Origin of the sequence: Streptomyces sp. NPDC051913, from assembly GCF_044593635.1 — a bacterium.
Lineage (GTDB): Bacteria > Actinomycetota > Actinomycetes > Streptomycetales > Streptomycetaceae > Streptomyces.
In genome coordinates this window covers 83,840-109,547 of record NZ_JBIUCI010000028.1, presented here as the reverse complement: position 1 = coordinate 109,547, position 25,708 = coordinate 83,840, and the positions used below count along the sequence as shown (strand labels likewise).

Here is a 25,708-nt window from a genome sequence, read left to right as displayed (position 1 = left end):
CCCCCACGCCCACCACTTCCCCTACGAACTCGCCCGCATCCACCTCGCCCACGGCATCCGCCAACGCCACACCCACGGCCCCAAAACCGCCCGGCCCTATCTGACGCTGGCCGCTGAGGCGTTCGAGCGGCTGGGTGCGAAGACCTGGGGCGAGCGGGCCCGGGCCGAGCTGCGGGTGGCGGGGATGGCCACGCGTGGCCCGTCGGTGCCGTCGGCCGAGCTGACCTGGCAGGAGCGCCGGATCGCCGATCTCGCCGCGAGCGGCCTGACGAACAAGGAGATCGGCGAACGCATGCGTCTGTCGCCGCGGACGGTCAGCTCACACCTGTACCGGGTGTTCCCCAAGCTCGGCATCACCTCCCGGGCCTCCCTGCGCGACGCGCTGGCCAGGCTGGAGAGCGAGCAGGACGGCTGAGCGCGGATGGCTTAAGGCGGTGTACGCACCCGGTCATCGCGTACGTATCACCGTCACATGACTGATGTGTCCGATTTCGCTGCGGACGAGAGTGTGTGCCGCCGACCCGTTCGCGGTCCGCGGCACGGTCATCGGAAACACACGACGGAAGGCTTCACATGATCAACAGGCGCACCTTCAGCAAGGCCGTCGGCCTGGGCACCGGCGCGGCCGCGGTCTCGCTGACCGGACTGCCGACCAACGCGTCCGCCGCGACCGCCAAGTCGGGGTCGAGCGCCGCCACGGTGCCCACGCTCACCCCCGGCACGCACACCGAGTTCCCCACGATCAAGCAGGTCAAGGCCGGTCTGCTGAACGTCGGCTACGCCGAGCTCGGCCCGGCCCACGGCCCGGTCGTGATCTGCCTGCACGGCTGGCCGTACGACATCCACAGCTTCGTCGACGTCGCCCCGCTCCTCGCCGAGCAGGGCTACCGCGTGCTCGTGCCCTATCTGCGCGGCCACGGCAGCACCCGCTTCCTGTCCCGGCACACGCCCCGGACCGCCGAGCAGTCGGCCATCGCCCTGGACATCATCGCGTTCATGGACGCCCTGAAGATCGAGAAGGCGGTCCTGGCCGGCTTCGACTGGGGTTCGCGCACCGGCGACATCATCGCCGCGCTGTGGCCCGAGCGGGTCAAGGCCCTTGTCTCCACCAGCGGTTACGTCATCACCGACCGCAAGGCGCAGCTCTCGCCCGCCCCGGCGGCCGTCGAGCACAACTGGTGGTACCAGTGGTACTTCGCGACCGACCGCGGCAAGCAGGCCATGGAGAACGAGGTGGACCGCCTCGCGCTGTGCCGCTACGTGTGGACGCTGGTCTCCCCCAACTGGAACTTCGACGACGCCACGTACCAGCGCACGGCGCAGGCCTTCCTCAACCCCGACTACGCCGCGATCGTGCTCTACAACTACCGCTGGCGCATCGGTCTCATCGAGGGTGAGCACCGCTACGACCGCTACGAGAAGCTGCTCTCGGCGCAGCCTCCGATCGGTGTGCCCACGGTCACCCTGGACCCGGCGCTCGACCCGTTCACCGCGCCGGGCGACGGCACCTCGTACCGCCAGCACTTCACCGGTCCCTACCTGCACCGCACGATCGCGGACATCGGTCACAACCTGCCGCAGGAGGCGCCCACGGTCTTCGCGCAGGCCGTGGTCGACGCCGATCACCTCTGATCCCGACCTCTGATCTCGACACCTGCGATCTCCAGGAGCCCCGATGAGTGAAGTCCTGTGGAACCGTCTGACCGCCGCCGAGCTGCGGGCCCTCGCGGCGCGGGACGCGGTGGTGCTGCTGCCCATCGGGGCCACCGAGCAGCACGGCCCTCATCTGCCGACCGGTGTCGACGACTTCCTGGCGGCGGAGGTGTGCCGGCGGGCGGCGGTGCTGGCGGCCGAGCACACCGGTGTGGTGGTGACGCCGTCCGTGCCGACGGGGCTGTCGGAGCATCACACGGCGTTCGGCGGCACGCTCACCCTCAGCCTGCCGACCCTGCACGCGCTGCTGCGTGACATCTGCCGCTCCGTGATCCGGGCGGGTTTCTCACGCATCCTGATCGTCAACGGGCACGGCGGGAACATGACCGGACTCAACGCCCTCACGACCGAGTTGACCACGGAGCTGTCGACGCCGATCGCGTTCGCCAGCTACTTCGGCGCCGGGCGGGAGGTGGTGCGGGACACCCTGGAGACACAGGACGGTCTCATGCACGCGTGTGAGGGCGAGACGTCCATGATGATGGCCGCTCACCCGGACCTGATCCGGTCCGAGCACCTGGTCGAGGCGCACGGACCGCGGATCACCCTGCCCGCGGAGTCCACCGACCCGGTGTACATGGCCGTGTCCTTCGACCGGATCACCGAGTCGGGGGTGGCGGGCGACGCCCGGGTCGCGAGCGCCGAGAAGGGCGAGCGGATGCTGTCCGGATGCGCTGCGGCGCTGGCGGACATCGTCGTACGGGATCCCTGGGCGAAGTAGCCCGCGGGTGTGCGGCGGGGGAAGGCGATGCCGTCCCCCGCCGCACCCGCTGTCAGGCCTCGGCGCGCTTGGGCAGGCGCCAGTTCGGGCGCGGGAAGTGGCAGGTGTAGCCGTTCGGGTAGCGCTGGAGGTAGTCCTGGTGCTCCGGTTCGGCCTCCCAGAACGGGCCGGCCGGCACCACCTCGGTCACCACCGGTCCGGGCCACAGTCCGGAGGCGTCGACGTCGGCGATGGTGTCCTCGGCGACCCGGCGCTGCTCGTCGTCGTAGTAGAAGATCGCCGAGCGGTAGCTGGCGCCGATGTCGTTGCCCTGGCGGTTTCGCGTGCTCGGGTCGTGGATCTGGAAGAAGAACTCCAGGATCGTGCGGTAGTCGGTGGCCGTGGGGTCGAAGGTGATCTCGATCGACTCCGCGTGGTTTCCGTGATCGCGGTAGGTGGCGTTGGGCTTGTCGTCGTCACCGCTGTAGCCGACCCGGGTGTCCTTCACCCCGGGCAGGGCCCGGATCAGCTCCTCCATGCCCCAGAAGCAGCCGCCCGCCAGCAGCGCCCTCTCCTCGGAGTCGCTCATGGCACCTCACCTTCCTGTTCGCGCTTGTTCGCGTCCATTCGCGCAGGTCTCCAGGCTCGCACGTCGGCGAACCGGAAACCTCCACACTCGCGTCACCATCTTGACAGGTGACGCAGAGCCTGACAGATTCATCACCAGTCAAAGCGGTGACGAATTACAGAGTCGAAACACCGTGGATACCGATAAAAATTCCTGAGAGGGGTTCGTCGTGGTGACCATCAAGGGTGGACGCAAGCAGCTGGTCATGGGCGCGGTCGCGACCGTCACAGCGGGGCTCGCGCTCGGCGCGTTCGCCCTCAGCGGCACCGCCAGCGGGGCGACCGAGACGGCCGTGGCCGCCGGTGCAGGCAAGCACGCCAAGCCCACCATCGTCCTGGAGCACGGCGCCTTCGCCGACGGCTCCAGCTGGAACGGCGTCATCTCGCGGCTGAAGGCCGACGGCTACCCGGTCGTCGCCGCCGCCAACCCGCTGCGCGGCCCGGCCTCCGACGCCGCCGCCCTGCGCGCGGTCCTGGACCACGTCAAGGGCCCGAAGATCGTCGTCGGCCACTCCTACGGCGGCAACGTCATCAGCGAGGCCGCGACGAACGATTCCGACGTCAAGGCCCTGGTCTACGTCGCCGCGTTCCTGCCGGCCCCCGGCGAGAGTGCCCTGGAGCTGACCAACAAGTACCCCGGCTCCACCCTCCCCGGCACCCTGGACCCGTTCACCTTCCAGCAGACCGACGGCTCGACGGTCACCGACCTGTACATCCAGCAGGACAAGTTCCGTCACCAGTTCGCCGCCGACGTGCCCGCGAAGCAGGCCGCCCTGATGGCCGCCGAGCAGCGGCCCATCGCCCAGTCCGCGCTGGAGGAGAAGGCCACCTCCGCCGCCTGGAAGACCATCCCCAGCTGGGACATCGTCACCACCGAGGACCTCAACATCCCGCCGGCGGTCCAGCGGTTCATGGCCGAGCGCGCCCACGCGCACACCACCGAGGTCGCCGCCTCCCACTCCGTCGCCGTCTCCCACCCCCGTCTGGTGGCGGACGTGATCGAGCGGGCCGCCCGCGCCACCGTTCGCTGACCCCCTTCGAAGGACGGCGGGACGCCCGGTCCCGCCGTCCTCGCAACGATGCGGCGCTATGAGACGCGCACTCGCAGGAGAACGGAACGGACACATGACCTCACCCTCCGACCCCCGTGCCCTCGGCGCCTTCCTCAAGGCCCGTCGCGCGCAACTGGACCCCCGCGAGTGCGGCCTGCCCGAGACGGACTCCGCGCGCCGGGTCGCGGGACTGCGGCGCGAAGAGGCCGCCCGGCTCGCCGCGATCAGCGTGGACTACTACACCCGCCTCGAACAGGGCCGCGTCCGCGCCTCCGCCCCCGTCCTGGCCACCCTCGCCCGCGCCCTGCGCCTGGACGAGGACCAGCAGCGCTACCTGTACGAACTCGCAGGCCGCACCGACGAGCGGCCGCGCCACCGTCGCCCCGTGCAGCGGGTACGCCCCGCCATGCGCCGCCTGCTCGCCCAACTCCCCCACGCACCCGCCCTCGTGCTCGGCAAGCGCCTGGACATCCTCGCCTGGAACGCCGCCGCCACGGCCCTGTACACCGACTTCGCCGCCGTCCCGGCAGCCCGGCGCAACTATCTGCGCCTGATGTTCCTCGACCCCGCGATCCGCGCCATGCACCGCGAGTGGGCCCATGACGCCCGGGACGCGGTCGCCGCGCTGCGCATGGAAGCCGCGGCCGACACCGACGATCCCGGCCTCGCCACCCTCGTCGGCGAACTGACCATCCAGGACGCCGACTTCCGCACCTGGTGGGCCGAGCACCGCGTCAACAGCGCCACCTACGGCACCAAGGAGTACCACCACCCCCTGGTCGGCGACCTCACCCTCGACTGCGACACCTGGGCCGCGTCCGACGGCTCCGGCCAGCGCCTGATGGTCCTGACCGCCGAGCCCGGCAGCCCCTCCCACGACGCCCTGCGCATCCTCACCTCCTGGACCGCGGAGCCGGTGAAGCCGGACACGGCGCGGGACACAGCGGTGTAGGTGAACCCGCGCGCCGCCCTCTCTCGTACTCCTAGGGAAGCTCATGCAGCTCGTGCTCCCGAGGAACGTGTGAGAGAGGTGGCGCATGCTCGCGTACGACGTCCATGGCAGCGGGCCCGGTCTGGTGCTCCTGCCCGGTGTCGGCGGCACCGCGGCCCTGACCTGGGAGACGCTGCTCGCCGGGCTGGCGGCCGAGCACACGGTCGCGCTCGTCGACCTCCCCGGGTCGGGGCGAAGCCGGTTACCGCTCGGCCGCCTTGAGGCGGAGACCATGGCCGACCATGTGGCGGAGGCCGCCGAACGGGCCGGGTTGAGCGACTTCGCCCTCGCCGGGACCTCGCTCGGCGCGGCCGTCGCCGTCAAGGTCGCCGCCCGCCATCGCGACCGGGTCCGCGGGCTGGTCACCCTGTCCGGCTTCGCCCGGCCGCGCACCTCGCTGTGGCTCAGACTGGAGACCTGGGCGTCGTTGCACTCCCGTCGCGACGACGCCCTGAACGCGTTTCTGACCTCGCTGTCCTTCTCCGAGGAGTACCTGGCCTCGCACACCCCGGAAACGGCCCGCCATCTGGCGGCCCGGCTGCTGTCCTCCGCTCCCGGCACCGCCCGGCAGATCGCCTTCGCCCTCGGCATCGACGTCCGCGGCGACCTTCCCTCCGTCAGCGCGCCGACGCTGGTCGTGGCGGCCGCCGGGGACCGGTTCGTGGCGCCGGAGCACTCGATGGACCTCGTGGACGGTATCCCCGGGGCACGGCTGGCCGCGGTGCGCGGCGGGCACGCGGCGACCTTCGAGGAGCCGGAACGCACCCTGGAGATCCTCACCGGATTCCTCCGCGCCCTGCGCCCCCTTCCCCGCCGACGGCACGGCGACCTGCTCGCAGAGGTGACTCACACCTGACGCGCGGGCGGAGACCGCCGGCCAGCAGCTGCGCAAGCTGATGAGCTGGGTGAACGAGAAGGCGTTAAGCCTCTCGACCGCCGCGCTCAGTCGGTCAGGCGGTCCAGGACCGCCGTGGCGAGGCGGAGCGCGGCGTGCAGTTCCGTCACCTCGGCCAGGGTGGGGCGGACCACTGCGGACCACTCGCCGCGCAGGCCCGGCCAGACCGCCAGCAGGACCTGGGCACCGGCCAGACCCAGGTGGGCCGTGACATCGGTGCGGTCCTCGCCCGCGGGTGTCCACGCCAGCAGGATGCGGCCCTGCGGGATGCGGGAGGGGTCGGTCAGCGGCAGCCAGGTGGCCATGAGGGTGCCGTGCACCGGGGTCACGATCGCGCCCCGGACGTCGGCGGGCATCGGCTGCCCGGTCAGCGTGGACAGCTCGACCGCGGCGTCGGCCCGGGTGCCGGGCACCAGGGTGAGGGCGGGCCGGGCCGGACGGTGACCGCCGGGCCGCCGTCCGGACGGCGACGTCGTGGTCGGCGAAGGGCCGCCGCCCGGTCGGCTGAACCTGTCGTGTCTCGTCATGTCCTCTCCCCCTTCGCACCCGGTGCGTGCTTCGTGGCCCGAAGCCTTCCGGAGCGTGGGGGTGCGCACATCCGTCATCTGACTGCGAACCGGACTCAGACCCCGTCGTCGTCGTGCGCGGGTATGCCCGCGGTCGTACGCTCCAGAAGTCGTACGGCCTCGGACAGCACGGAATGCCGCACGGCGTACGGGGCGGAGCTCGTCGTCACCTCGTACAGCTCGGCCAGCAGGCGGGCGAGACGGCCGCCTCCCGTGTGGGCCAGGGCGACGCTGCCCTCCCAGAGGGTCTCGCGCAGGCGGTCGGGGGTGAACTGGCCGTCCCCGGCGCAGGCCAGCAACAGGCGCCCCGCCAGGGCTCGTTCCAACGGTCCCGGAAGCCAGGCGCCCTGGTCGAGGTCCGTGGCCAGGGCGGCGGTCAGCGAGGCGAGCCGCTCCACGGCGGTGTCAGGAGCAGCTGTGTCATGGGACATGGGATGCGATGGCCTTCTGTTCAACATGTCGGTGTAGGTTTCCACCAGAATACGTGTCTCGACGGGGCCCCGAGAAATGTGTGTGCCTCGGCGGAGAGGGACCGGAACATCAATGAGATCGGACGCACTGTCCAACCGTATGCGCATCCTCGAGGCGGCGGCAGAGGTGCTCGCCGTTCCAGGCGACACCTCGATGAAGTCCATCGCGCGCAGGGCGGGCGTGGGCCAGGGCACGCTCTATCGCCACTTCCCCACCCGGGAGTCCCTGGTGTTGCAGGTGTACGGGGCGGAGGTGGACGACCTGGTGACGGCCGTGCCCGCCCTGCTGGGCACCCTGTCCGCGCAGGAGGGACTGTGCGCCTGGCTGCGGCGACTGCTGTACGTCGGCCGGTGCATGCCGGAGTTCGCCGACGCGATGAGCGTCGCCGGCGAGGCGTCGACGGGCCAGTGCCGAAAGGTGTACCGGCCGTTGCTGGACGCGCTGTCGGTGCTGGTGAGTGCCAATGCGGCGGCCGGGACCATCGCACCGGGGACGACGGCCGAGGACGTGTTCACGCTGCTCGGTCCCGTGTGGCGCGTCGGCGCGGACGGCGAGGAGGGCGTCCGGGCGGAGCGGCTCTTCGAGGTGCTGATGCGGGGGCTGTGCCCGCGGGCCGAGGCCGGGCCGGAGGGTCAGTAGTACTCGACGGGGTAGTAGGTGACCAGCCTGGCCGTCTCCACGTACAGCCAGGTCAGGCTCAGGGTGAGCCCGAACGCGGCCGACCAGCGCTGGTCGCGGGGCGCACCGTGGGTGAGGGCGGCCTCGACCTTGCGCAGGTGCAGGGGCAGGAAGGTCACCGTGAGGGCGACACCCACCAGGCCCATCAGGACGCCGAGTCCCGCGGAGCGCAGGCCCAGGCCGTCGGCGCCCATGAGGGGGAACAGGGCGGTGTCCGCGAGGGCGAGGAGGCACAGGGCGAGTACTACGGCGCCCGTGAGGCCGTACCGCCGCCGGTGCACCCGCATCCAGTGCAGCCGGTGGGCGAGCAGGATGCCGGCGGAGGTCGCCAGCGTCCCCAGGACCGTCTGCACGAGGAGGCCCGGGGAGAGGCGGTTGAACGCCGTGGTCGAGAGCACGCCGAGACATGTGCCCTGCACTGCGGCGAACGTCAGGGTCAGGGTCGGTGAGGACCGCTTGCGGCGGCACTGGACCACCACCAGTGCCACCGCGAGCAGTCCGGCGCCGCCGGCGAGGGCGTAGGCCACGGCCGTGCCGACCGGCACGTGGGGCAGCAGGGTCCACGCCAGGCTCACGAAGAGGGCTGTCACCCCGAGTCCTGCCAGCCAGCGGGGCAGGACGCCGTCCATCGTCATCAGATCGCCGACGGTGAGGGGCGGCGGACCGCCGTCGTGGCCGGTGTCGATGTCGATGTCGGTGTCGGTGTCGGTGTCGTTGTCGTGGGTCTGATCGCGGCCCTGGCCTGTAGTGCTGCGGCCTTGGCCGACGGTGATGCCCGCTCGCGGGTCTCGCGCCGTCGTCTTCTGCCCGGCCCGCCGTTCGAACTGCGGCCAGGCCAGTATCGGATTGCTGCTCTTCAGGGGGCGGTGCTGCTCGACCGGTGTCACGCCAGGTCCTCTTCTCCGTGTCGGTCCACGCCGGAGGTGTCGGCTGTCGTCAGGGTGCGCCACCGGACAAACGGCGCACATCAGTCAGTTGACGGTGGGGGTCGTCAGGACAGCTCGAAACCCAGCTCGCGGGCGGCGGTCTCGGGGGTGGGCTGGGACCAGTGCTCGGCGACCGCCTCGTTCGTGGACAGGGAGCGTGACTGGGCCAGGTCGAGATAGAGCGTGCCGTTGAGGTGGTCGGTCTCGTGCTGGACGATACGGGCCGGCCAGCCGGTGAACACCTCGTCGATGGCCTGTCCGTGCTCGTCCTGTCCCCGCAGCCGGACCCGGGCGTGGCGAGGCACGACCGCCTGCCAGCCCGGCACACTGAGGCAGCCCTCGAAAAACGCGGCCCGAGTGTCGTCCTCCGGCTCGTAGGAGGGGTTGAGCAGCACCCGGAAGGGCACGGGTGTGCGGTCGCGCGCGTCGAGTGCCTCGCGGGGTCCGCGGGCCCGGTCCTCCACGACCGCGATGCTCAGTGGAATGCCGACCTGGGGTGCGGCCAGGCCGACGCCCGGAGCGGCGAGCATCGTCTCGCGCAGCGCGGTCACGAAGCGCTCCAGGAGGCCGGCGTCGAGCTGGCCGTCGTACGGCTCGGCGACACCGCGCAGGACGGGGTGGCCGGCGGCGACGATGGGCAACGGGCCGCCCGGGGTGAGGAGTTCCTCGAGGTGCTCGGACAGCTGTCGGGGGGTCGGGTGGGTGGTCATGGGTCAGCTCGCCGGGGTGTAGAAGCGCATCGGAGAGTTCGGCTGGAAGCCGATCCTCGGGTAGACGGGCGCGCCTGCGACGGTCGCGTGCAGGGTGGCCCGGGTCAGGCCGGTGGCGCGGGCGCCCTCGTGCAGCGCCTTGCGGGTCACCGCCTCGCCGTAGCCGTGGCGTTGGTGGTCCGGCTCGGTGGCGACGAGGATGACGAACAGGCGGCCCTCGGCCTCGACGGTCGCGGCACAGGCGACCGGGGCGCCGTCCCGCAGCGCCAGGTAGGCGTACACGCCCCGCTTCCACAGGTCCGACCCGGCGATCCCGTCGCGGCCGTCCGCCAGGTCGAAGCCGTAGGCGCGGGAGTTGATGTCGGCGTAGGCCGTGAGGTGTTCGTCGGTGGTGACCCGCTCGAAGGTGAGGTCGGGGTGGTGGGGCTCCGGGAGGGGCAACAGGTCGCCGGCCATGCCGGTGCCGGGGAAGGCGTGGACGAGGCCCGCGCGCTGTGCCGCCTCGTCGAGGACGGCGCGGGCGTCGTCGGCGAGCAGGTCCTCGAACAGCCACAGGAAGCCCGGCCGTTGCTTCGAGCGCATGATGTCCGCGGCCTGGGCCAGGCGGTTCTCCAGGAGCGCCTGGCCCACTCCCGCCTCGTTGAGGGTGATCGCGTTCCAGAAGGCGAAACGGCAGTCGGCCCAGCGGACGGCGAGGCCCGGCAGGTCGCGCACGTCCGCCCCCTCGTCCCGGTCGAGCACCATGGCGCGCCAAACCGTGGACAGCTGAGCCACCGATTCGACCGCGGCCGCGAGATCCGTCATCGCAACTTCCTCACCTTGTCGGGTATGTGAAGGTCCCCCGTCGGTCCAACGATCGGCGGGGGACGGCAGTCCCGGGCTCCCTTCCCTTCCCCGCCCCCACAGCGAGGTCGGGCGGGAGAGCCCGGTGGCCGGCCGCCCGGATGCGCACCACTCGGTACGGCCGCCCTGTCCCCGCCCCGGCCGACGGCGGGAACCTGCCGCTCTGCACACGGATACGGGGACGCGTTTGGTTCACGCGGCGAGGCACACTGGGTGCTGCGGGCGGTGAAGTCCTTCGACACGGCCGGTACGGCCCGCCGGCTCGCGGCGCTGTGCGACGAGCACACCTCCGTCATCGACGTCCCCACGGGGCCCGACGCGGACCGGCTGGTCCGACTGTTTCCAGGGCAGCGGGACGGACATCCGCCCGCAGCAGGACCTGGTCACGGCCGCGTGGCGCAAGCTGATGCTCAACGCCGCGGTGAACCCGCTGACGGGCCTCACCCTGCGCCGGATGGAGGTGATGGGCGACGGCATGATCCTTGAACTCGCCGAGGGTCTGATGCGCGAGACCCAGGTGGTGCGGTGGTCCGGTACGCCGAGATCTCGCGGACGCGCATCTAGGCCGTGTCTTTCGGATCAGCCCGACTCGGAGCGACGGTGCTGAACCGGTGCCGGTGAGCGGGGCTTGGTGCGTGCAGCTGCAAGGCGGAGGAGGGAGTCGACGCGGAGCGTCGGCGACCGACGACAACGCGGCAGATGTGCGTGCCAAGCCCCGCGGCCCCGGGATGATCCGAAAGACACGGCCTAGCGGCGTCGTGAGCCGCATCGGGCCCGTGAGCCGCGGCAGGGCGCCGCGGCTCACGTGCCTCGGGCTGATCAGGCCGGTGCGATGTTGTAGTTGAAGCGGAAGACGTTGGCCGGGTCGTACGCCGTCTTCAGCGCGGCCAGCCGTTCGTACCGTTCCGCCCCGTACAGTTCGCGCACGCCCTCGGTGTCGGTGGCCTCGTCCGGCGAGAGGAAGTTCACCAGGTTCCGACCGGCCGCCCAGGGGACCAGCCCGTCGAAAACCCGCGCCAGTTCGGCGCGCAGCTCATCCGCCTGGTCCGGACCGCCCACCGCGAAGCCGAAGACGACGTACGGAAGTCCGCGGCTGGGCACCGAGTTGGGGAACTCCGGTTCCTGGTCGAAGGCTCCGCCGAGCGCCCGTATCTCGATGCTCACCAGGGTGCATCCCGACTCGGGGCCGGTCAGGTCCACCAGCGTCTGCGCCGTCTTCTCGGAGAACTCCTCCAGGCTGAGGCTGCGGTCGTAGTACGGCATCGGGTCGACCGGGTCGAGGTGAATCTCCCCGATCGCGGTGAACGGCTTCTCCCCCACCAGGTCGAGGAGGGCGGGCGCGGATTCCCGCAGCGGTTCGATGAGCCGGTCCCCGTCGGCCGCCGTACCGAGGTAGGCGATCCGCAGGTGGAGCACGAAGGCGCCGCGCAGTGGCTCAGGCAGACCGGGGAGGTCGGGCAGCCGCTGGATGGCGAGCGAGGAGGTCATGTCCTCATCCACCGTGGGCAGCCAGGCGCGCCAGGCGTCCAGCACCCGGTCCAGGTGCTCACCCGCGAAGTAGATGCCGCCGCCGTAGAAGCGGGAGACCGGGAACGCGTCGAACTCGATCTCCGTGACGACGCCGAAGTTGCCCTTGCCACCCAGCAGCGCCCAGTACAGGTCGGGTTCGCTGTGCGGGGTCACCCGGCGCAGCTCGCCGTCGGCGGTGACGACGTTCAGTCGGCGTACATGGTCGGCGGCGTAGCCGTACTTGCGGCCCAGCAGCGGGCTCTGGCCGCCGCCGAGGGTGTAGCCGACGACGCCGACCTCGGGCGCCGAACCGACGACCGGGGCCAGCCCCTCCGCCGCCGCGCGCGGCAGCACCTCGCTCCAGCGCACACCGGCCTCGACGCTGACGGTGCCGCTCTGCGCGTCGACGGAGATGCCCTTCATCCGCTGGGTCGTGATGAGCAGCCCGTCCGCCGCCGGGGAGACCACCTGGTGGGCGGCGGTCTTCATCGCGACCGGCAGGCCGTGCCGGGCGGCGAACCGGACCGCCGTCACGACGTCCCGCTCGCTGCTCGCGCCGACCACGACGAGCGGGCGCAGGGGGCAGAGCAGGTTGAACGTGGCGCACTCCGCCTCGTAGCCGTCCGCTCCCGGCTCCAGCACCGGGCCCGTGACCTCGTGCCGCAGCGCCTCCACGTCCTGCGGGCTCAGCCGCACGCCCGTCGCACCAGACATATCCGCACTCATCTTGATCGCCACCTCACTGACACACCCGCGACATCCCGTGGCGCGCCCGCGCAGAGCGGCGCGGGGACCTGCGACAGGCGACGGGCGTCGAAACCTGACGTGACTGAAACGAGTCGGACGCCCTTCGCCGTTCACATGGATGTGTTCACACCCTGGGTCGGTCGGAGGGGGATGCTCGCGGTGAGTGTGGTTCCGGTGCCGGGTGTGTGTCGCGCGGTCAGGGTGCCGTCGAGGCTTGTGGCGCGTTCGGTGAGGGCGGACAGGATCGCGAGGTCGGTGGCCGTCACGGGTTCCGTTCCGTTGTCCGTGACGGTGATCACCAGTTCGGGGCCGTGGTCGGTGGTCACCTGGACGTGGTCGGCGTCGGCGTGGTCCAGGGCGCGTTCGACGGCTTCGGCGGCGAGGAGGTATCCGTGTGTCTCGATCAGTTGGGGCAGCCGTCCGGTCAGGGTGCCTGAGACCGTCACCCGTCCCGGGTGGCGGCGGGCGAGAGCGGCGAGTGCTGCGGGCAGCCCGCCGGCGCGCAGGGCGCCGGGAGACAGGGCGTCGGTGACCTTCCGGACGCCGGCCAGGGCCTCCTCGGTGTCGCGTACCGCGTCGTGCAGTAGCTCCGCCCCCGGGGACGATGTGGTGCCCAGTTCCTGCCGGGCCATGTTCAGCCCGAGCAGGGCTCTGACCAGGCGTTCCTGGACGTCGTACTGGAGGGCCCCGGCGTACTGGCGCTCTCGTGCGGCCTGCCGGTGGGCGAGGAGCCGGAGCGGTGCGCCGGGGGGCTGGGGCGTGCGGTCGCGGGGAGTCCGTTCGGCGAGTGGCTGGAAGAGGTACAGGGTCAGGGCCGCGTCGCCGGACGCCGGGGGCAGGGGCAGCCGGGTCCATTCCACCGGCAGGAGGGTGCCGTCGGACCGGGTGAGTGCGCCCTCGCCACGGCTGGCGTGGTCCGGGACGGGCCCGAGGCGGCCGTCGTAACCCAGCAGTTCAGAAGGGCCACCGTGTCCGAGCGCTTCGGCCGCCGCCGGGTTCGCGTAGCGCACGGTGTGCGTGGCGTCCACGGCCCACACAGGCTGCCGTACGACGTCAAAGACGCTTCTCCAATCGTCGGCGATCGACGCCATCGCACAGGTTCCTTCCCCCCGGTCCGGCGGCTCGCCCGCCGCACCCCACCGCTGGGACGACTCTGACAGGCGAATCTCGGCCACGCATACGTCATTTGACTCGGCTCGTGGAGCCATTGCTCCACCGTCGTCATGCCACCGGGGGTGTGGTGGGGGTGAACAGGCCGCGGAGGTCGGCGTCGAAGAGTTTGTCCTTGGGGACGAAGGACTCGATGCCCGCGTGCTGGAGTTCCTCGGGTGACCAGAACGACTGGTCGGTGGAGGTCAGCACGATTCGTGGCCGGTCGCTCTGCGGTGTCTCCTGGGTCAGCCGGCGTGCCACGGTCAGTCCGTCGGTGTCGGGCAGGTGCAGATCGAGCAGCAGTCCGTCGGGGCGGTGCGTGCGCACCGCGGCCAGCGCCGAGGCGCCGTCCTGAAACTCCGCCACGACATGCAGGCCACGTGCCGTCAGCAGCGTCGTGGCGATGCGGCGGAACCCAGGGTCGTCGTCGACGACGACGATGTTGATGGACATGCCTTCAGCATGCCGAACCCCCTCACCACCAGGCCATAGGGGGAGCCCTACGCTTTGTGTAATGCGCAGGCAAGGTCGGTCCCGCGCTCGCGGCGCCCGTGGGGCAACCCCATCCGCGGCGGCGGCAGACGTCGGGCCCGGTGATCGACGGGGTCGGGGTGTGGCTCGCGGTGATCTGCGGCTCGCTGGTGCCCCAGCACGGTCCCGCCGCCCCAGGGGGCATCCGACGCCGACGTACTGCGCGGCCACCGGGCCGACGGTGGGGCCCTGCGCGACGCCTGGGTCGTCCAGCGCTCCGGCGGACACCCGCCCATCAGCCGCGTCAACAACCTTGCGGGTCAATACACCTAGGCCCCTGGTTCGGGGACCTGATGTTCAGCGGGTGTCTCGGCGGCGGACGGTGCCGGAGCCGGTGTGTCGGGCAGCGGTGGAGTCGGTGTGTCCGGTGCGGTCCTTGCCTGTGCTGCCGCCTGGGTCAGGGCGCTGGAGGCGCGCAGTGGGACCTCCTTGATGAAGAGGGTCACCAGGAAGGAGAGCAGGGCGATCGGGGCGACGTACATGAAGATGTCGCCGATGGCGTGGCCGTAGGCGCCCTCCAGCCAGGTGCGGACCGGGGTGGGGAGCAGGGCGAGGTCGGGCAATTGGCCCCCGCCGGAGGTCTGCGCGGCGGTCGCCCGGTCCTGCGGGGCGAGTTGGGTGATGGTCTCGCGGGCGTAGTGGGCGATGCGGGTGGTGAGGACGGAGCCGAGCACCGAGACGCCGACCGCGCCGCCGAGGGAGCGGAAGAAGGTCACCGTGGAGGAGGCGGCGCCCAGGTCGTCCGGGGACACCTGGTTCTGGGTGCACAGCACGAGGTTCTGGAGGGTCATGCCGACGCCGAGGCCCATCAGTGCCATGCACAGGGCGATGAACACGTATGAGGTGTCGTAGCGGAGCATGCCCAGCAGCGTGAGGCCGGCCGTCAGCAGTACGCCGCCCGCGAGCAGCCAGCCTTTCCACCGTCCGGTGCGGGTGATGATCCGGCCGGAGACCGTGGAGGCGATGAACAGGCCGGCGATGAACGGGATCGTCATGAGGCCGGACTTGGTCGGGGAGTCGCCGCGGGCGAGTTGGAAGTACTGGCTGAAGAACACAGTGCCCGCGAAGAGGGCGACGCCGGAGAACAGCGAGGCGAGCGAGGCGAGGGTGATGGTGCGGTTGCGGAACAGGCGCAGCGGGATGATCGGTTCGCTCGCCTTCGTCTCGACGTACAGGAAGACCAGTCCGAGCACGAGCGAGGCGCCGACCAGCGTGCAGGTCTGCCAGGACAGCCAGGCGTACTTGTCGTCGGCGAAGGTGACCCAGATCAGCAGGGTGCAGACGGCCGCGGTGACGAAGAACGCGCCGGTCCAGTCGACCTTGACCTGTCGCTTGGCCACCGGAAGGTTCAGTGTCCGCTGGAGCACGACCAGGGCGACGATCGCGAAGGGGATGCCGACGAACAGGCACCACCGCCAGCCGAGCCAGCTGGTGTCGGTGATGACGCCGCCGAGGAGCGGGCCGCCGACGGTGGCGACGGCGAAGGTCGCGCCCAGGTAGCCGGAGTAGCGGCCGCGCTCGCGCGGGGAGATCATCGCCGCCAGGACGACCTGGGAGAGCGCGGACAGTCCGCCGCCGCCCAGGCCCTGGATGACCCGTGCGGTGATCAGTGTGGCGGGGTTCGGCGCGAGACCGGCGACGAGCGACCCCACGGCGTAGATGATGAGCGCCGACTGAACCAGGATCTTCTTGCTGAACTGGTCCGCGAGTTTGCCCCATAGGGGCGTGGAGGCGGTGACCGCGAGCAGGGACGAGGTGACGACCCAGGTGTAGGCGCTCTGGCCGCCGCCGAGGTCGCCGATGATCCTGGGCAGCGCGTTGGTGACGACGGTCGAGGACAGGATGGCGGCGAACAGGCCGAGCAGCAACCCCGACAGCGCCCGCATGATCTGCGGATGGGTCATCGGTACGGCGTCGTCCGCCGGGTGTGTGCGGCCGGCTGGTACGCCGGTCCTGGGGGTGGTGGTCATGAGGTGTCTCGTCCTTACCAGGTGACTGCGGGGGTACGGGTGGGCACGTCGTCGAAGCTCGCCCTGAGCCGGGACAGCAGCGACGTCAGCCGGTCGATGTCCTCGTCGCTCCATTCGCTCAGCCGCAGGGCGAGCAACTCGGCGGCGCGGTCGGACAGTTCGGCCAGCCGGTCGCGCCCCTCGGGGGTCAGGCGCAGGATGCGCGAGCGCCGGTCGGCGGGGTCGGGGCTGCGGTCGATCCAGCCCCGCTCGGCCAGGTGGGCCACGTGGCGGCTGGTGACGGACATGTCGACGGCGAGCAGTTCCGCGAGCCTGCCGATGCGCAGGTCGCCGTCGCGGTCGAGCAGCGCGAGCACCACGGCGGTGCCGCTGGAGCAGCCGCCGGGAAGGCTCCGGTCCAGCTGTCGCCGTACGGCACCGACGGCGCTCAGCTGGCGTGTCAGCTCCTCGTAGTGCGCTTTCTCGGCCACATGTGTCTCCTGTTGCGTTCGCTATTTCATTGCTTGAGGCAACTGTTTGATGGGGGTTGCTCGGCAGCCCGGATCGAATGTCCGTCAGCGCAGGACGCGGCGGGCCACGTTGGTGGTCACCAGGTCGAGCAGTTCCTCGCCGCGGCCGGAGAGGACCGTGCGGATCGCGTAGAGGGTGAAACCCTTGGCCTGCTCCAACGAGACCGCGGGCGGCACGGACAGTTCCTGGCGTGCCGTCATGACCTCGACCAGCGCCGGGCCCTGGTGAGCGAAGGCCTCCTTCAGCGCGCCCTCCAGGTCGCCCGGCCGCTCGACCCGGCGGGCCCACAGCCCGATCGCGGCGGCGACCTCGGCGAGCTGCGGATTGTCCAGCTCGGTCGCGTAGTTGACGATGCCGGCTGCCTTCATCTCCAGCTCGACGAAATTGAGCGACCCGTTGTTGAAGACGACGATCTTGGCGGGGAGGCGGTTCTGCCGCAGGGTGAACAGCTCGCCGAGCAGCATGGTGAGCCCGCCGTCGCCGGACAGCGAGACGACCTGACGACCCGGGTACGCCGCCTGCGCGCCGACCGCGTGCGGCAGGGCGTTGGCCATCGTGCCGTGGTTGAAGGAGCCGATGAGTCGTCGGCGTCCGTTGAAGGTCAGATAGCGGGCCGCCCACACCACCGGGGAGCCGACGTCGACGGTGAACACCGCGTCCTCGTCCGCGAGCCGGTCGATGGTCCGGGCCACGAACTGCGGGTGGATCGGGGTGCGTTCGCGGTCGTTGACAGCGAGCGCGTCCAGCGACTTGCGGGTGCGGGCGTAGTGGGCGCGTGCCCGGTCGAGGTGGTCGCGGGCGGGCTCCGCCGTCTTGACGGACAGCAGGGGCAGCAGCGCGGGCAGGGCGTCCCGGACGCTGCCGACCAGGGGCAGGTCGACGTGCGTACGGCGGCCGATCTGCTCGCCGCGCAGGTCGAGCTGGATCACCTTGGCGCCCTGCGGATAGAACTGCCGGTAGGGGAAGTCGGTGCCCAGCATGAGCAGGGTGTCGGCCTCCTCGATCGCCTTGTAGCCGGAGGCGAAGCCGAGCAGGCCGGTCATGCCGACGTCGTACGGGTTGTCGTACTCGACGTACTCCTTGCCGCGCAGCGCGTGCACGACCGGGGCCTTGAGGATCTCGGCGAGCCGGACCAGGTCGTCGTGCGCGCCGGCCGCTCCGGCGCCCGCGAGGATCGTGACCCGCTGGGCGGCGTTGAGGAGTTCGGCGGCCTCGGCGAGTGCCTCGTCGTCGGGGCGGACGACGGTCCGGGCCGGTCGTACGACGGTGGGGGCGAGGTCGCGGCCGGTCTTGGCGAGGAAGTTCTCACCGGGTACGACCACGACCGCCACTCCCCTGCGTTCCACGGCCGCGCGCATCGCCGTCGCCAGGATGCGCGGCCCGTTCTCGGGGCTGGTGACGACCTCGGCGTAGACGCTGCACTCGGCGAACAGCTCCTGCGGGCGGGTCTCCTGGAAGTAGCCGGAGCCGATCTCGCTGCCGGGGATCTGGGCGGCGATGGCGAGGACCGGGACGCGGCTGCGCTGGGCGTCGAAGAGGCCGTTGATGAGGTGCAGGTTGCCGGGGCCGCAGCTACCGACGCACACTCCGAGCTCCCCGGTCAGCCCTGCCTCGGCCGCCGCCGCGAGGGCCGCGCTCTCCTCGTGCCGCACATGCACCCAGTCGACGTCGTCGTCCCGGCGTATGGCGTCCGTCAGGCCGTTGAGCGAGTCGCCGGGCAGGCCGTAGAGGCGGTGTACGCCGGAGGCCTTGAGGGAGGCGATGACGTGGTCGGCGAAGGTGGGCATGCGGGGTGCCTTTCGTCGGGTGTGAGTGTGTTCCCGATCAGTGTTCGGGAACGTGCATTGCGCACACATCCGTCGAATGACTGCGTGGGCGGGGTGCGGGTGGCGAGGGCCGCTGGGTCGTCCGACTGCCGGAATTGCCGGATTGACGCCGGAAGCCCGCACCCTTTCGCACAGGGGGCGGGCTCCTGACGGCGACGGGGTCTAGAGCCCCAGGTCGAGGGCGAGGCACGAGAAGGTGCGGTACGCGGCCGTCTCGTCGGGCGAGGGGTTGGCCCCGCCGTGCGGCGCGGACTGCACCTCTTCCGTCATGTCCTCGTACCGGATGCGCTCGGGCAGCTTGCCGAAGCGTGCGTGCCGGACCGCCGCGGCGGTGTCCATGGTGGCTTCCTGGCTCATGGCCAGCCTCCACTTCGTCGATCGTGAACGGGCCCGTCGGCCGGGACCACTGTCAGCTTGCGCCCGCAGTGCGTCACCTGTCAAGCCGGTGACGAAACACTCCCGGTGTGACCCACACGGTCACACGTCATGACGACCTGCCGGCGGGGGCGGAGATGCCGCTGCTGGCCGTCCTGTCGGCGGGCCGGGAAGGACGGCGTCTTCCGCGGATTCCGACTCACCCCAGGCGGTAGCGCACCGGCAGCGACAGCACGCCCCGCACCATGCCGGCCGGGAACCAGTCCAGTGACTCTGCGGGCACCGCCAGTTCCAGGTGCGGGACGCGGGTGAGCAGGGTGTGCAGGGCGACGCGGGCCTCCAGGCGGGCCAGCGGGGCGCCCAGGCAGTGGTGGATGCCGTGGCCGAAGGCGAGATGGCGGGCGGCGGGGCGGGTGATGTCGAGCGCGTCGGGGTCGCCACCGCCGGGCAGCGGGGCCGCACGGTTCGCGGACCCGAGCGCCACCGCGACGATGCCGCCCCGGGGGATGTGCACCCCGCCGAGTTCCAGGTCCTGCGCCGCGTACCGGTTCGTGGTGCGCTCGACGGAGGTGTCGTAGCGCAGGAACTCCTCGATCGCGTCGGGCAGCAGACGCGGGTCGTCGCGCAGCAGCCGCAGCTGGTCGGGGTGTCGGAGCAGGGCCAGCACGGAGTTGCCCAGCAGGTTGACGGTGGTCTCGTGGCCGGCGATGACGAGCAGGGCCGCCGTGCCGGCCAGTTCGTCCTCGGAGAGGCGGCCGTCGTCCTGGTCGCGGACGGCGACGAGCGCAGACAGCAGATCGTCGCCAGGGGCGCGGCGCTTGTCCTGGACGAGTTGGCGCAGGAAGCCGTGCAGGCTCGCCACCGCGGTGGCGTACTCGGGGTGGCCCACCTGGAAGGCGAGGGCCGTCCAGCGGCGGAAGTCCTGCCGGTCGGACTCCGGGATGCCGAGCAGTTCGGCGATCACCGTGACCGGCAGCGGCGCCGTGAAGGACGGTACGAGGTCCAGCTCACCGGAGGACGGCATGGCGTCGATGAGCTCGTTCGCGATCTGGGTGATGCGCGGTTCCATCGCCGCGGACCGCTTGGGCGAGAAGACGCCGGACACCAGTCGGCGCAGCCGGGTGTGCTCGGGCGGGTCCGCCTCCAGCATCTGCCCGCCGAACCCGGTACCGCGCTTGTGCCCGAGGAACCCCACCGCCTCCAGCATGGCCGCGGCCGGCTCCGGGTCCTTCAGCAGCGCCGGATGGGTCAGCGCCGCACGGGCGAGGTCGTAGTCGACGACGATCCAGCCGGTGAGGCCGGGGAAGAACTGCGCCCGGTGGATCGGCCCCTTGGCCCGCAGTCGTGCGAAGCGCCGGGGAGCGTCCGCCTTGAACTCCGGGCCCATGACCACCAGCTCGTGCGGATCGCCCGGACCGTGCGGCTCGTACGGTTCCCCGTCCGATCGGGTCTGTTGCTGCGTATCCATCCCTGATCCCTCGCTCCGGACGCCCTGCCGGGTGCAATGGCCGTCGTGCAGGACACGAGGCCGATCGGGCGGAAGGTTCACATATGCATCGTTCGCATGCCGGTGCTCCCCGCGCGGGCACGGCACACGGTGTCGACCCGGCGCACTCCTACAATGGGTGGGCACCGATGAAGGGATGTGTGGCCCGTGTTCACTGCCGCGGCGCAGGTCAGTGCCATCGACCGGCTGCTGGGACGGGAACGCGACCTGCGTCACATCCTCGGTGTGTTCGAGCAACCCGCCGCCGGGGCCCTGCTGCTGTCCGGTGACCCCGGTGTCGGCAAGTCCGCGCTGCTGGACGCCGTGGCCCGGGCGGCCACCGAGAGCGGCACACGTGTGCTGCGGGCGGCGGGCGCCGAGTTCGAGGCGGACGTCAGCTACTCGGCGCTGAACCAGATCCTGCTGCCGCTGTACCCCGCCCTCGACAGGCTCGACCCCGCCGGCCGGGAGGCCATCAGCGTCGCCCTGGGTTTCGGCGCGGGGCCGCCTCCCAAGCGGCTGGTCGTGTGCAACGCGGCGCTGGCACTGGTGCGGTCGGCGGCCGAGGCGGACCCCGTCCTGCTGATCGTGGACGATCTGCCCTGGGTGGACCGGGCCAGCGCCGCCGTCTTCGGCTTCGTCGCCCGCCGGCTCTCCGGCGAGCGCATCGGCTTCCTCGCCGCCTCCCGCACCGGCGTCGGCAGCTTCTTCGACGGCGGCGGCCTCACCTCGTACGAACTGCGCGCCCTGGACGAGGACTCCGCCGCCCGCCTCGTCGACCAGCGCTTCCCCGAGCTGGCGCTCCCGGTGCGGCGACGGTTGCTGGAGGCCGCGCAGGGCAATCCGCTGGCCCTGCTCGAACTGCCCGGCGCGCTACGCGCCGACCAGCGCCTGGCCCGGGAGATCCTGCCGGCCCTGCTTCCGCTGAGCGAACGCCTCCAGTCGTTGTTCGTCTCCCGGGTCCAGGACCTGCCGACCGCGACCCGCGACCTGTTGCTGCTCGCCACCCTGGACGGCACGGGTGACCTCGGTGTGCTGTCGGTGGCCGCGCGGGAATGGACCGGCGAGGCGGATCTGCGCGCCCTCGACGCGGCCGAGGAGGACGGGCTCGTCGGGGTCGCGGAGTCTCCGCGCCGGTTGGTGTTCCGGCATCCGCTGATCATGTCCGCCGTGGTCGAGGCCGCCCCCAGCAGCGCCCGCCGAGCAGCTCACCGCGTCCTGGCCCAGGTGTCGGCCGACAGGCCGGAGCAGCGTGCCTGGCATCTCGGTGAGGCCACCCTCCAGCCCGACGAGGAGGTGGCCCTCCTCCTGGAGCGCACCGCGCGGCGCATCCTGGACCGCGGGGACGCCGTCGCCGCGATCGCCGCTCTGACCCGGGCCGCCGACCTCAGTCCCCGCAACGCCGACCGGGCGCGCCGGCTGTCGGAGGCCGCCTATGTGGGCGCCGAGGCGATCGGCGCCCTGCGCAGCGCCTCCGAGCTGCTCGCGGACGCCTCACGGGCGGATCCGGGGCAGGGCATGTCCCTGCACTCCGCGAACGCCGCCGTGCAGCTCGTCCTCAACAGCGACGGCGACCTCGCCACCGCCCACCGTCTCCTGGTCGGCGCCATCGAGGAGGGCGACCACGGCTACGACGCCGAGGACCCCGCGCTCGTCGACGCCCTGCACTTCCTGCTGCTGCTGTGCAACTACGGGGCCGACGAGGGGCTTTGGGAGCCCTACTACCGGGCGGTCAAGCGGCTGCGCCCCGCTCCCCCGCCGCTGCTGCTGGTCGCCGCCCGTACCTGGGGCGACCCCGCGCGCGCCGACGCGGCGACGCTGCGGGAGCTGGACGAGATCATCGAGGGCACGTTGCGGGAGACCGATCCCGCGCGCGTCGTACGGGTGGGAACCGCCGCCCTGTACCCGGACCGGCTGGCCGCCGTGCGGGAGGCGGCGTGGCGGCTGGTGCGGCAGGGCCGCGAGGGCGGTCCGGTGCGCCGGCACATCGGCGCCCTGCTGCATCTGTGCCTGGACGACTACCACAGGGGCAGGTGGACCGAGGTCCTGGAGCTGTCGGAGGAGGGGCTGACGCTGTGCGAGCGGTCCGGGTACGCCGTCTGCACCTGGTTCTCCCAGTACACCAAGGGGCTGGTGACCGCGTCCCGGGGTGACACCGAGACCGCGCACGCGCTCGCCGACGCGATGACCAACTGGGCGGCGCCGCGCGGTGTCCGGGAGGCCGTGCACTGCGCCCTGCACGTACATGCCCTCGCGGACATCGCGGACGGCGACTTCGACGCGGCGTTCGGCCGGCTCACCGCCATCAGCCCGGCGGGCAGCTTCCCGCCGTACGTCGCTCACGCGTCGTGGGTGTTCTTCGAGGTGGTCGAGGCCGCCGTGCGCACCGACCGGCGTGCGGCGGCCGTCGCGCATGTGCGGGCGCTGCGGGAGACGAACGTCGCGGGGCTCTCCCCGCGTCTTGGCATGATGGCCGACTGCGCGGAGGCGCTCGTCGCGGACGACGACGTCGAGGCGGCCCGCCTGTTCGCCCGCGCGCTGGCCACGCCGGACGCGGAACGGTGGCCGTTCTCGCTGGCGCGGGTGCGGTTGGCACAGGGCGAATGGCTGCGCAGGGCAAGGGCGTTGTCCGAGTCCAAGGGTCCACTGACGGCCGCGCTGAAGACGTTCCAGCAGCTGGACTCGGCGGCCTGGGCCGAGCGGGCGCGCAAGGAGCTGCGGGCGGCCGGCCGGGTCGTACCGCATCCGGACGACCGGAGCGGGGGCGTGCTCACCGCGCAGGAACGCGAGATCGCGGAGCTCGCGGCGACCGGGCTCACCAACAAGCAGATCGCCGAGCGCCTGTTCATCTCCCACCGCACGGTCGGCGCCCACCTGTACCAGATCTACCCCAAGCTCGGCATCGCCTCCCGGGTGGCCCTGCGGGACGCGCTGCGACAGCGGGACTCAGGCTGACGCCCGCCCCCGCACCCCTCGGTCGCCGTCCGCCAGCCGGTCGAGCCACTCCCTCAGCAGGGTCTGCTCGCCGGGGCTGAGGGGTGCGGCCGTGTCCTGGTCGAGCGCGGTGCGCAGGGACATGGCGCGGCTCGCGAGGGCGGCGTCGCCGGGCTCCTTCGGCGCCGGAAGGGTGAGCGTGTCGATCACCATCTCGCGGGCGGTCTCGGCGGTCCGCAGGTCCCGGTGGTCGTCGGGCAGGCTCAGCAGCGTGATGATCGTGCCCACACCGGCGGAGTGCATCACCTCGGTGGCGCGCTCGATGCTCATCCGCAACCGCCCGGCCGCGGCGACCCGGGTGATCATGCCGCGCAGGCCGGCGACGGCCCGCTGTCCGGCCTGCGGCAGATGACCGGGGCGGACCCGGCCGTAGACGAGCCCGTAGTAGCCGGGGTGTTCGAGCCCGAAGCGGATGTGCAGATCCCACGCGTCCCGCAGCACCTGGACCGGGTCGTCGCCGCAGAGCAGTTCGGCCTTCACCTCCAGGTAGCGCTTGAAGCCGTGGTCCGCCACCTCCTCCAGCAACCCGTCCTTGTCACCGAAGAGCCGGAAGATCGAGGGTGCCGGTACGCCGGCGGCGGTGGCGACGGCCCGGGTCGAGACCGCCTCCGGGCCGTCCTCCTCCAGCAGCCTGGCTGCGGCCAGGACGATCCTCCGTCGCGCTGTCAGGGCTTGGTCTTCCGTTTCCGCCCGTGTCTCCGTCTCCGTCTCCATTCCCATGGATCGACGATATCAGTGCTTACGTATCATTGATTCATCGGGTGATACGTTTGATAGCGGGCCGCCGTTCGTCGACTCACACGTATGCACATCGAGGGAGCCTCGTAGCCATGGACCGTCAGCACTCAGCAAGTTCCCCGTCCGCCGCCGACCCGGAGCGCGTCGCTGAACAGGTGTACGACGTGATCGTCGTCGGCGGAGGATCCGCCGGCTGTGCCCTCGCCGCCCGGCTCACCGAGGACGCCGATGTCCGCGTCCTGCTCCTGGAGGCCGGCGCCGCCACGGCAGACATGCCGGAGTTCATGGCCTACCCGCCGGCCTGGCCCGCCCTGGGCGGGACGCCGGCCAACTGGGGCGACACCACTGTCCCCCAGCACTCCGGCTCCGTCCTCCACGAGCGCGGCCCCCGCGTCTTTCTCCCGCGCGGCAAGGGACTCGGGGGTTCGTCGTCGATCAACGCCATGGTCTTCGCCCGCGGCCACCACACCAGCTACGCCGACTGGGGCGACCACGGCGCCAAGGGCTGGACCTTCGACGACCTCCTGCCCTACTTCCAGCGCACCGAGACCGCCGTCAGCGGCGCCCCGGGGCGTGGCACCAACGGCCCACTCACCGTCGCCCCGACGGCCGAGCCCAACGAGGTACTGCTCGCCTGCCTCGACGGCGCGATCGAGACGGGTCAGCGCCGGGCCCACGACATCAGCGGCGGCCTGGAGGAAGGCTTCGCACCGGTCGACCTGAACATCGTCGGCGGTCGCCGCCAGAGCGCCGCCGACGCCTACCTCACCCCCGCCCTCGGACGCCGCAACCTCGACGTCGTCACCGGGGCGACGGCCCACCGGCTGCTCTTCGACGGACAGCGCTGCACGGGCGTCGAGTTCGGGGTCGGCGGCCGTGTCCTCACCGTGCGAGCCGCACGCGAGGTCGTCCTGACCGCCGGCACCATCGGCTCCGCCCATCTGCTGCTGCGCTCGGGCATCGGCCCCGAGTGGGAGCTGCGCAAGGCCGGTGTGGAGCTCTTCCACGAGCTGCCCGGCGTGGGCCGCAACCTGCACGACCACCCGCGCGTCAGCCTCGTGCACAGCGCCCGCCGTACGGTGCCCGAGCCGCGCGGCAATCACGGCGAGATCATCGGTCTGCTGCGCAGCACACCCGAACTCGACGGTCCCGACCTGCAACTCATCTTCGTCGACGTCCCGTTCCCCAACCCGGTGGCCCCCGTGGAGAACGGCTTCAGCATCGGGGTCTCGCCGCTCCGGCCCTACAGCCGGGGCACCGTGCGGATCACCTCCGCCGACCCGTACGCGCGGCCGGTGCTCGATCCGGGCTACTACGCCGACGAACGGGACGTCCGCGTCGCGCTGGCCGGGATCGAGACGGCGCGCGCGATCGCCCGGTCCGCCGCGCTGGTCCCCTGGGGTGCCGAGGAGGTCGCCCCGGGCCCGGAGGTCACCGACGCCGAGGCACTCGCCTGGTACGCCCGTACCTCCGTGGCGTCCTACTGCCACCCCGTCGGCACCTGCGCGCTCGGCGAGGACGAGGTGTCGGTCGTGGACTCCGCGCTGCGGGTCCGCGGGCTGGAGGGGCTGCGTGTGGCGGACGGCTCCGTCATCCCGTCGATCCCGTCCAACAACACCAACGCGACCGTGTACGCCATCGCGGAGCGCGCCGCGGAGTTCGTCCGCGACGACGCCTGAAGCTATCCTCATTGATACG

The 25,708-nt window shown here is 71.7% G+C and carries 25 protein-coding genes; 10 read left to right on the top strand and 15 right to left on the bottom strand.

Annotated features, from left to right (window positions below):
* The 3 genes from ACIHIX_RS45020 to ACIHIX_RS45010 form a co-directional block, all read left to right on the top strand.
* Positions 1–415 (top strand): LuxR C-terminal-related transcriptional regulator (locus ACIHIX_RS45020; RefSeq protein WP_399966458.1); only part of this gene is annotated, 415 nt, incomplete at its 5' end.
* Positions 416–573: 158 nt separating this feature from the next.
* Positions 574–1,632: an alpha/beta fold hydrolase gene (locus ACIHIX_RS45015; RefSeq protein WP_399966456.1), complete on the top strand. Its 1,059-nt coding sequence runs from the start codon at positions 574–576 to the stop codon at positions 1,630–1,632.
* A 43-nt stretch (positions 1,633–1,675) separates the two neighbouring features.
* Positions 1,676–2,434 carry a creatininase family protein gene (locus tag ACIHIX_RS45010; protein ID WP_399966454.1) on the top strand — a complete coding sequence of 253 codons (759 nt, stop codon included), beginning with the start codon at positions 1,676–1,678 and terminating at the stop codon, positions 2,432–2,434.
* A 52-nt stretch (positions 2,435–2,486) separates the two neighbouring features.
* Here ACIHIX_RS45010 and msrA read toward each other — a convergent pair whose 3' ends face one another.
* Entirely contained in the window at positions 2,487–3,002 is a 516-nt protein-coding gene (gene msrA, locus ACIHIX_RS45005) for a peptide-methionine (S)-S-oxide reductase MsrA (RefSeq protein WP_399966453.1), read from the bottom strand.
* Between the two features lie 208 nt (positions 3,003–3,210).
* Between msrA and ACIHIX_RS45000 the strand changes: the two genes are divergently transcribed.
* From ACIHIX_RS45000 to ACIHIX_RS44990, 3 genes are all read left to right on the top strand, one after another.
* Positions 3,211–4,071, top strand: coding sequence for an alpha/beta fold hydrolase (locus ACIHIX_RS45000; protein ID WP_399966452.1), 861 nt, complete (start codon positions 3,211–3,213; stop codon positions 4,069–4,071).
* 94 nt (positions 4,072–4,165) lie between these two features.
* Entirely contained in the window at positions 4,166–5,044 is an 879-nt protein-coding gene (locus ACIHIX_RS44995; RefSeq protein WP_399966450.1) for a helix-turn-helix domain-containing protein, read from the top strand.
* A gap of 85 nt (positions 5,045–5,129) precedes the next feature.
* The gene (locus ACIHIX_RS44990) at positions 5,130–5,939 is read left to right on the top strand and encodes an alpha/beta fold hydrolase (protein WP_399966449.1); all 810 of its coding nucleotides are present in this window, start codon (positions 5,130–5,132) and stop codon (positions 5,937–5,939) included.
* Positions 5,940–6,025: 86 nt separating this feature from the next.
* Here the strand turns inward: ACIHIX_RS44990 and ACIHIX_RS44985 are convergent, their stop codons facing one another.
* Together ACIHIX_RS44985 and ACIHIX_RS44980 are read right to left on the bottom strand one after the other, a co-directional pair.
* On the bottom strand, positions 6,026–6,505 hold the full coding sequence (locus ACIHIX_RS44985) for a hypothetical protein (RefSeq protein WP_399966447.1): 480 nt from the start codon (positions 6,503–6,505) through the stop codon (positions 6,026–6,028).
* A gap of 95 nt (positions 6,506–6,600) precedes the next feature.
* A complete protein-coding gene (locus tag ACIHIX_RS44980; RefSeq protein ID WP_399966446.1) occupies positions 6,601–6,975 on the bottom strand; it encodes a hypothetical protein in 375 nt (124 codons plus the stop codon).
* A gap of 112 nt (positions 6,976–7,087) precedes the next feature.
* Here ACIHIX_RS44980 and ACIHIX_RS44975 point away from each other — a divergent pair, with 112 nt between their 5' ends.
* Complete coding sequence (locus tag ACIHIX_RS44975; RefSeq protein ID WP_399966445.1) at positions 7,088–7,654, top strand: TetR/AcrR family transcriptional regulator; 567 nt, start codon at positions 7,088–7,090, stop codon at positions 7,652–7,654.
* On the opposite strand, the gene ACIHIX_RS44970 is transcribed toward ACIHIX_RS44975, so the two are convergent.
* From ACIHIX_RS44970 to ACIHIX_RS44960, 3 genes are all read right to left on the bottom strand, one after another.
* A complete protein-coding gene (locus tag ACIHIX_RS44970) occupies positions 7,648–8,580 on the bottom strand; it encodes a Bax inhibitor-1/YccA family protein (protein ID WP_399966444.1) in 933 nt (310 codons plus the stop codon). The genes ACIHIX_RS44975 and ACIHIX_RS44970 overlap by 7 nt on opposite strands.
* Before the next feature lie 104 nt (positions 8,581–8,684).
* A complete protein-coding gene (locus ACIHIX_RS44965) occupies positions 8,685–9,329 on the bottom strand; it encodes a peptide deformylase (protein WP_399966443.1) in 645 nt (214 codons plus the stop codon).
* A 3-nt stretch (positions 9,330–9,332) separates the two neighbouring features.
* Positions 9,333–10,133: a GNAT family N-acetyltransferase gene (locus tag ACIHIX_RS44960; RefSeq protein ID WP_399966442.1), complete on the bottom strand. Its 801-nt coding sequence runs from the start codon at positions 10,131–10,133 to the stop codon at positions 9,333–9,335.
* A 400-nt stretch (positions 10,134–10,533) separates the two neighbouring features.
* Between ACIHIX_RS44960 and ACIHIX_RS44955 the strand changes: the two genes are divergently transcribed.
* The gene (locus tag ACIHIX_RS44955) at positions 10,534–10,779 is read left to right on the top strand and encodes a ketopantoate reductase family protein (RefSeq protein WP_399966465.1); all 246 of its coding nucleotides are present in this window, start codon (positions 10,534–10,536) and stop codon (positions 10,777–10,779) included.
* Positions 10,780–10,991: 212 nt separating this feature from the next.
* Here the strand turns inward: ACIHIX_RS44955 and ACIHIX_RS44950 are convergent, their stop codons facing one another.
* The 8 genes from ACIHIX_RS44950 to ACIHIX_RS44915 form a co-directional block, all read right to left on the bottom strand.
* Positions 10,992–12,395, bottom strand: coding sequence for an FAD-binding oxidoreductase (locus ACIHIX_RS44950; RefSeq protein WP_399966441.1), 1,404 nt, complete (start codon positions 12,393–12,395; stop codon positions 10,992–10,994).
* 143 nt (positions 12,396–12,538) lie between these two features.
* Positions 12,539–13,519, bottom strand: coding sequence for a PAS domain-containing protein (locus ACIHIX_RS44945; protein WP_399966439.1), 981 nt, complete (start codon positions 13,517–13,519; stop codon positions 12,539–12,541).
* 130 nt (positions 13,520–13,649) lie between these two features.
* Positions 13,650–14,033: a response regulator gene (locus ACIHIX_RS44940; protein ID WP_399966438.1), complete on the bottom strand. Its 384-nt coding sequence runs from the start codon at positions 14,031–14,033 to the stop codon at positions 13,650–13,652.
* Between the two features lie 347 nt (positions 14,034–14,380).
* Positions 14,381–16,081, bottom strand: coding sequence for an MDR family MFS transporter (locus tag ACIHIX_RS44935; RefSeq protein ID WP_399966437.1), 1,701 nt, complete (start codon positions 16,079–16,081; stop codon positions 14,381–14,383).
* Between the two features lie 14 nt (positions 16,082–16,095).
* The gene (locus ACIHIX_RS44930; RefSeq protein ID WP_399966435.1) at positions 16,096–16,551 is read right to left on the bottom strand and encodes a MarR family winged helix-turn-helix transcriptional regulator; all 456 of its coding nucleotides are present in this window, start codon (positions 16,549–16,551) and stop codon (positions 16,096–16,098) included.
* An 84-nt stretch (positions 16,552–16,635) separates the two neighbouring features.
* Entirely contained in the window at positions 16,636–18,378 is a 1,743-nt protein-coding gene (gene poxB, locus ACIHIX_RS44925; protein ID WP_399966434.1) for a ubiquinone-dependent pyruvate dehydrogenase, read from the bottom strand.
* Positions 18,379–18,579: 201 nt separating this feature from the next.
* A complete protein-coding gene (locus ACIHIX_RS44920; RefSeq protein ID WP_399966433.1) occupies positions 18,580–18,774 on the bottom strand; it encodes a hypothetical protein in 195 nt (64 codons plus the stop codon).
* A 217-nt stretch (positions 18,775–18,991) separates the two neighbouring features.
* Positions 18,992–20,260 (bottom strand): cytochrome P450, encoded by a 1,269-nt coding sequence (locus tag ACIHIX_RS44915; protein ID WP_399966431.1) that lies wholly within the window; start codon positions 20,258–20,260, stop codon positions 18,992–18,994.
* Between the two features lie 186 nt (positions 20,261–20,446).
* On the opposite strand from ACIHIX_RS44915, the gene ACIHIX_RS44910 reads away from it, so the two are divergent.
* Entirely contained in the window at positions 20,447–23,233 is a 2,787-nt protein-coding gene (locus tag ACIHIX_RS44910) for an ATP-binding protein (protein WP_399966430.1), read from the top strand.
* Here the strand turns inward: ACIHIX_RS44910 and ACIHIX_RS44905 are convergent.
* On the bottom strand, positions 23,225–23,992 hold the full coding sequence (locus tag ACIHIX_RS44905; protein ID WP_399966429.1) for a TetR/AcrR family transcriptional regulator: 768 nt from the start codon (positions 23,990–23,992) through the stop codon (positions 23,225–23,227). The two genes, ACIHIX_RS44910 and ACIHIX_RS44905, sit on opposite strands and share 9 nt — an antisense overlap.
* Positions 23,993–24,102: 110 nt before the next feature.
* Between ACIHIX_RS44905 and ACIHIX_RS44900 the strand changes: the two genes are divergently transcribed.
* Positions 24,103–25,689: a GMC family oxidoreductase gene (locus ACIHIX_RS44900; protein ID WP_399966428.1), complete on the top strand. Its 1,587-nt coding sequence runs from the start codon at positions 24,103–24,105 to the stop codon at positions 25,687–25,689.
* Positions 25,690–25,708 lie beyond the last annotated feature (19 nt).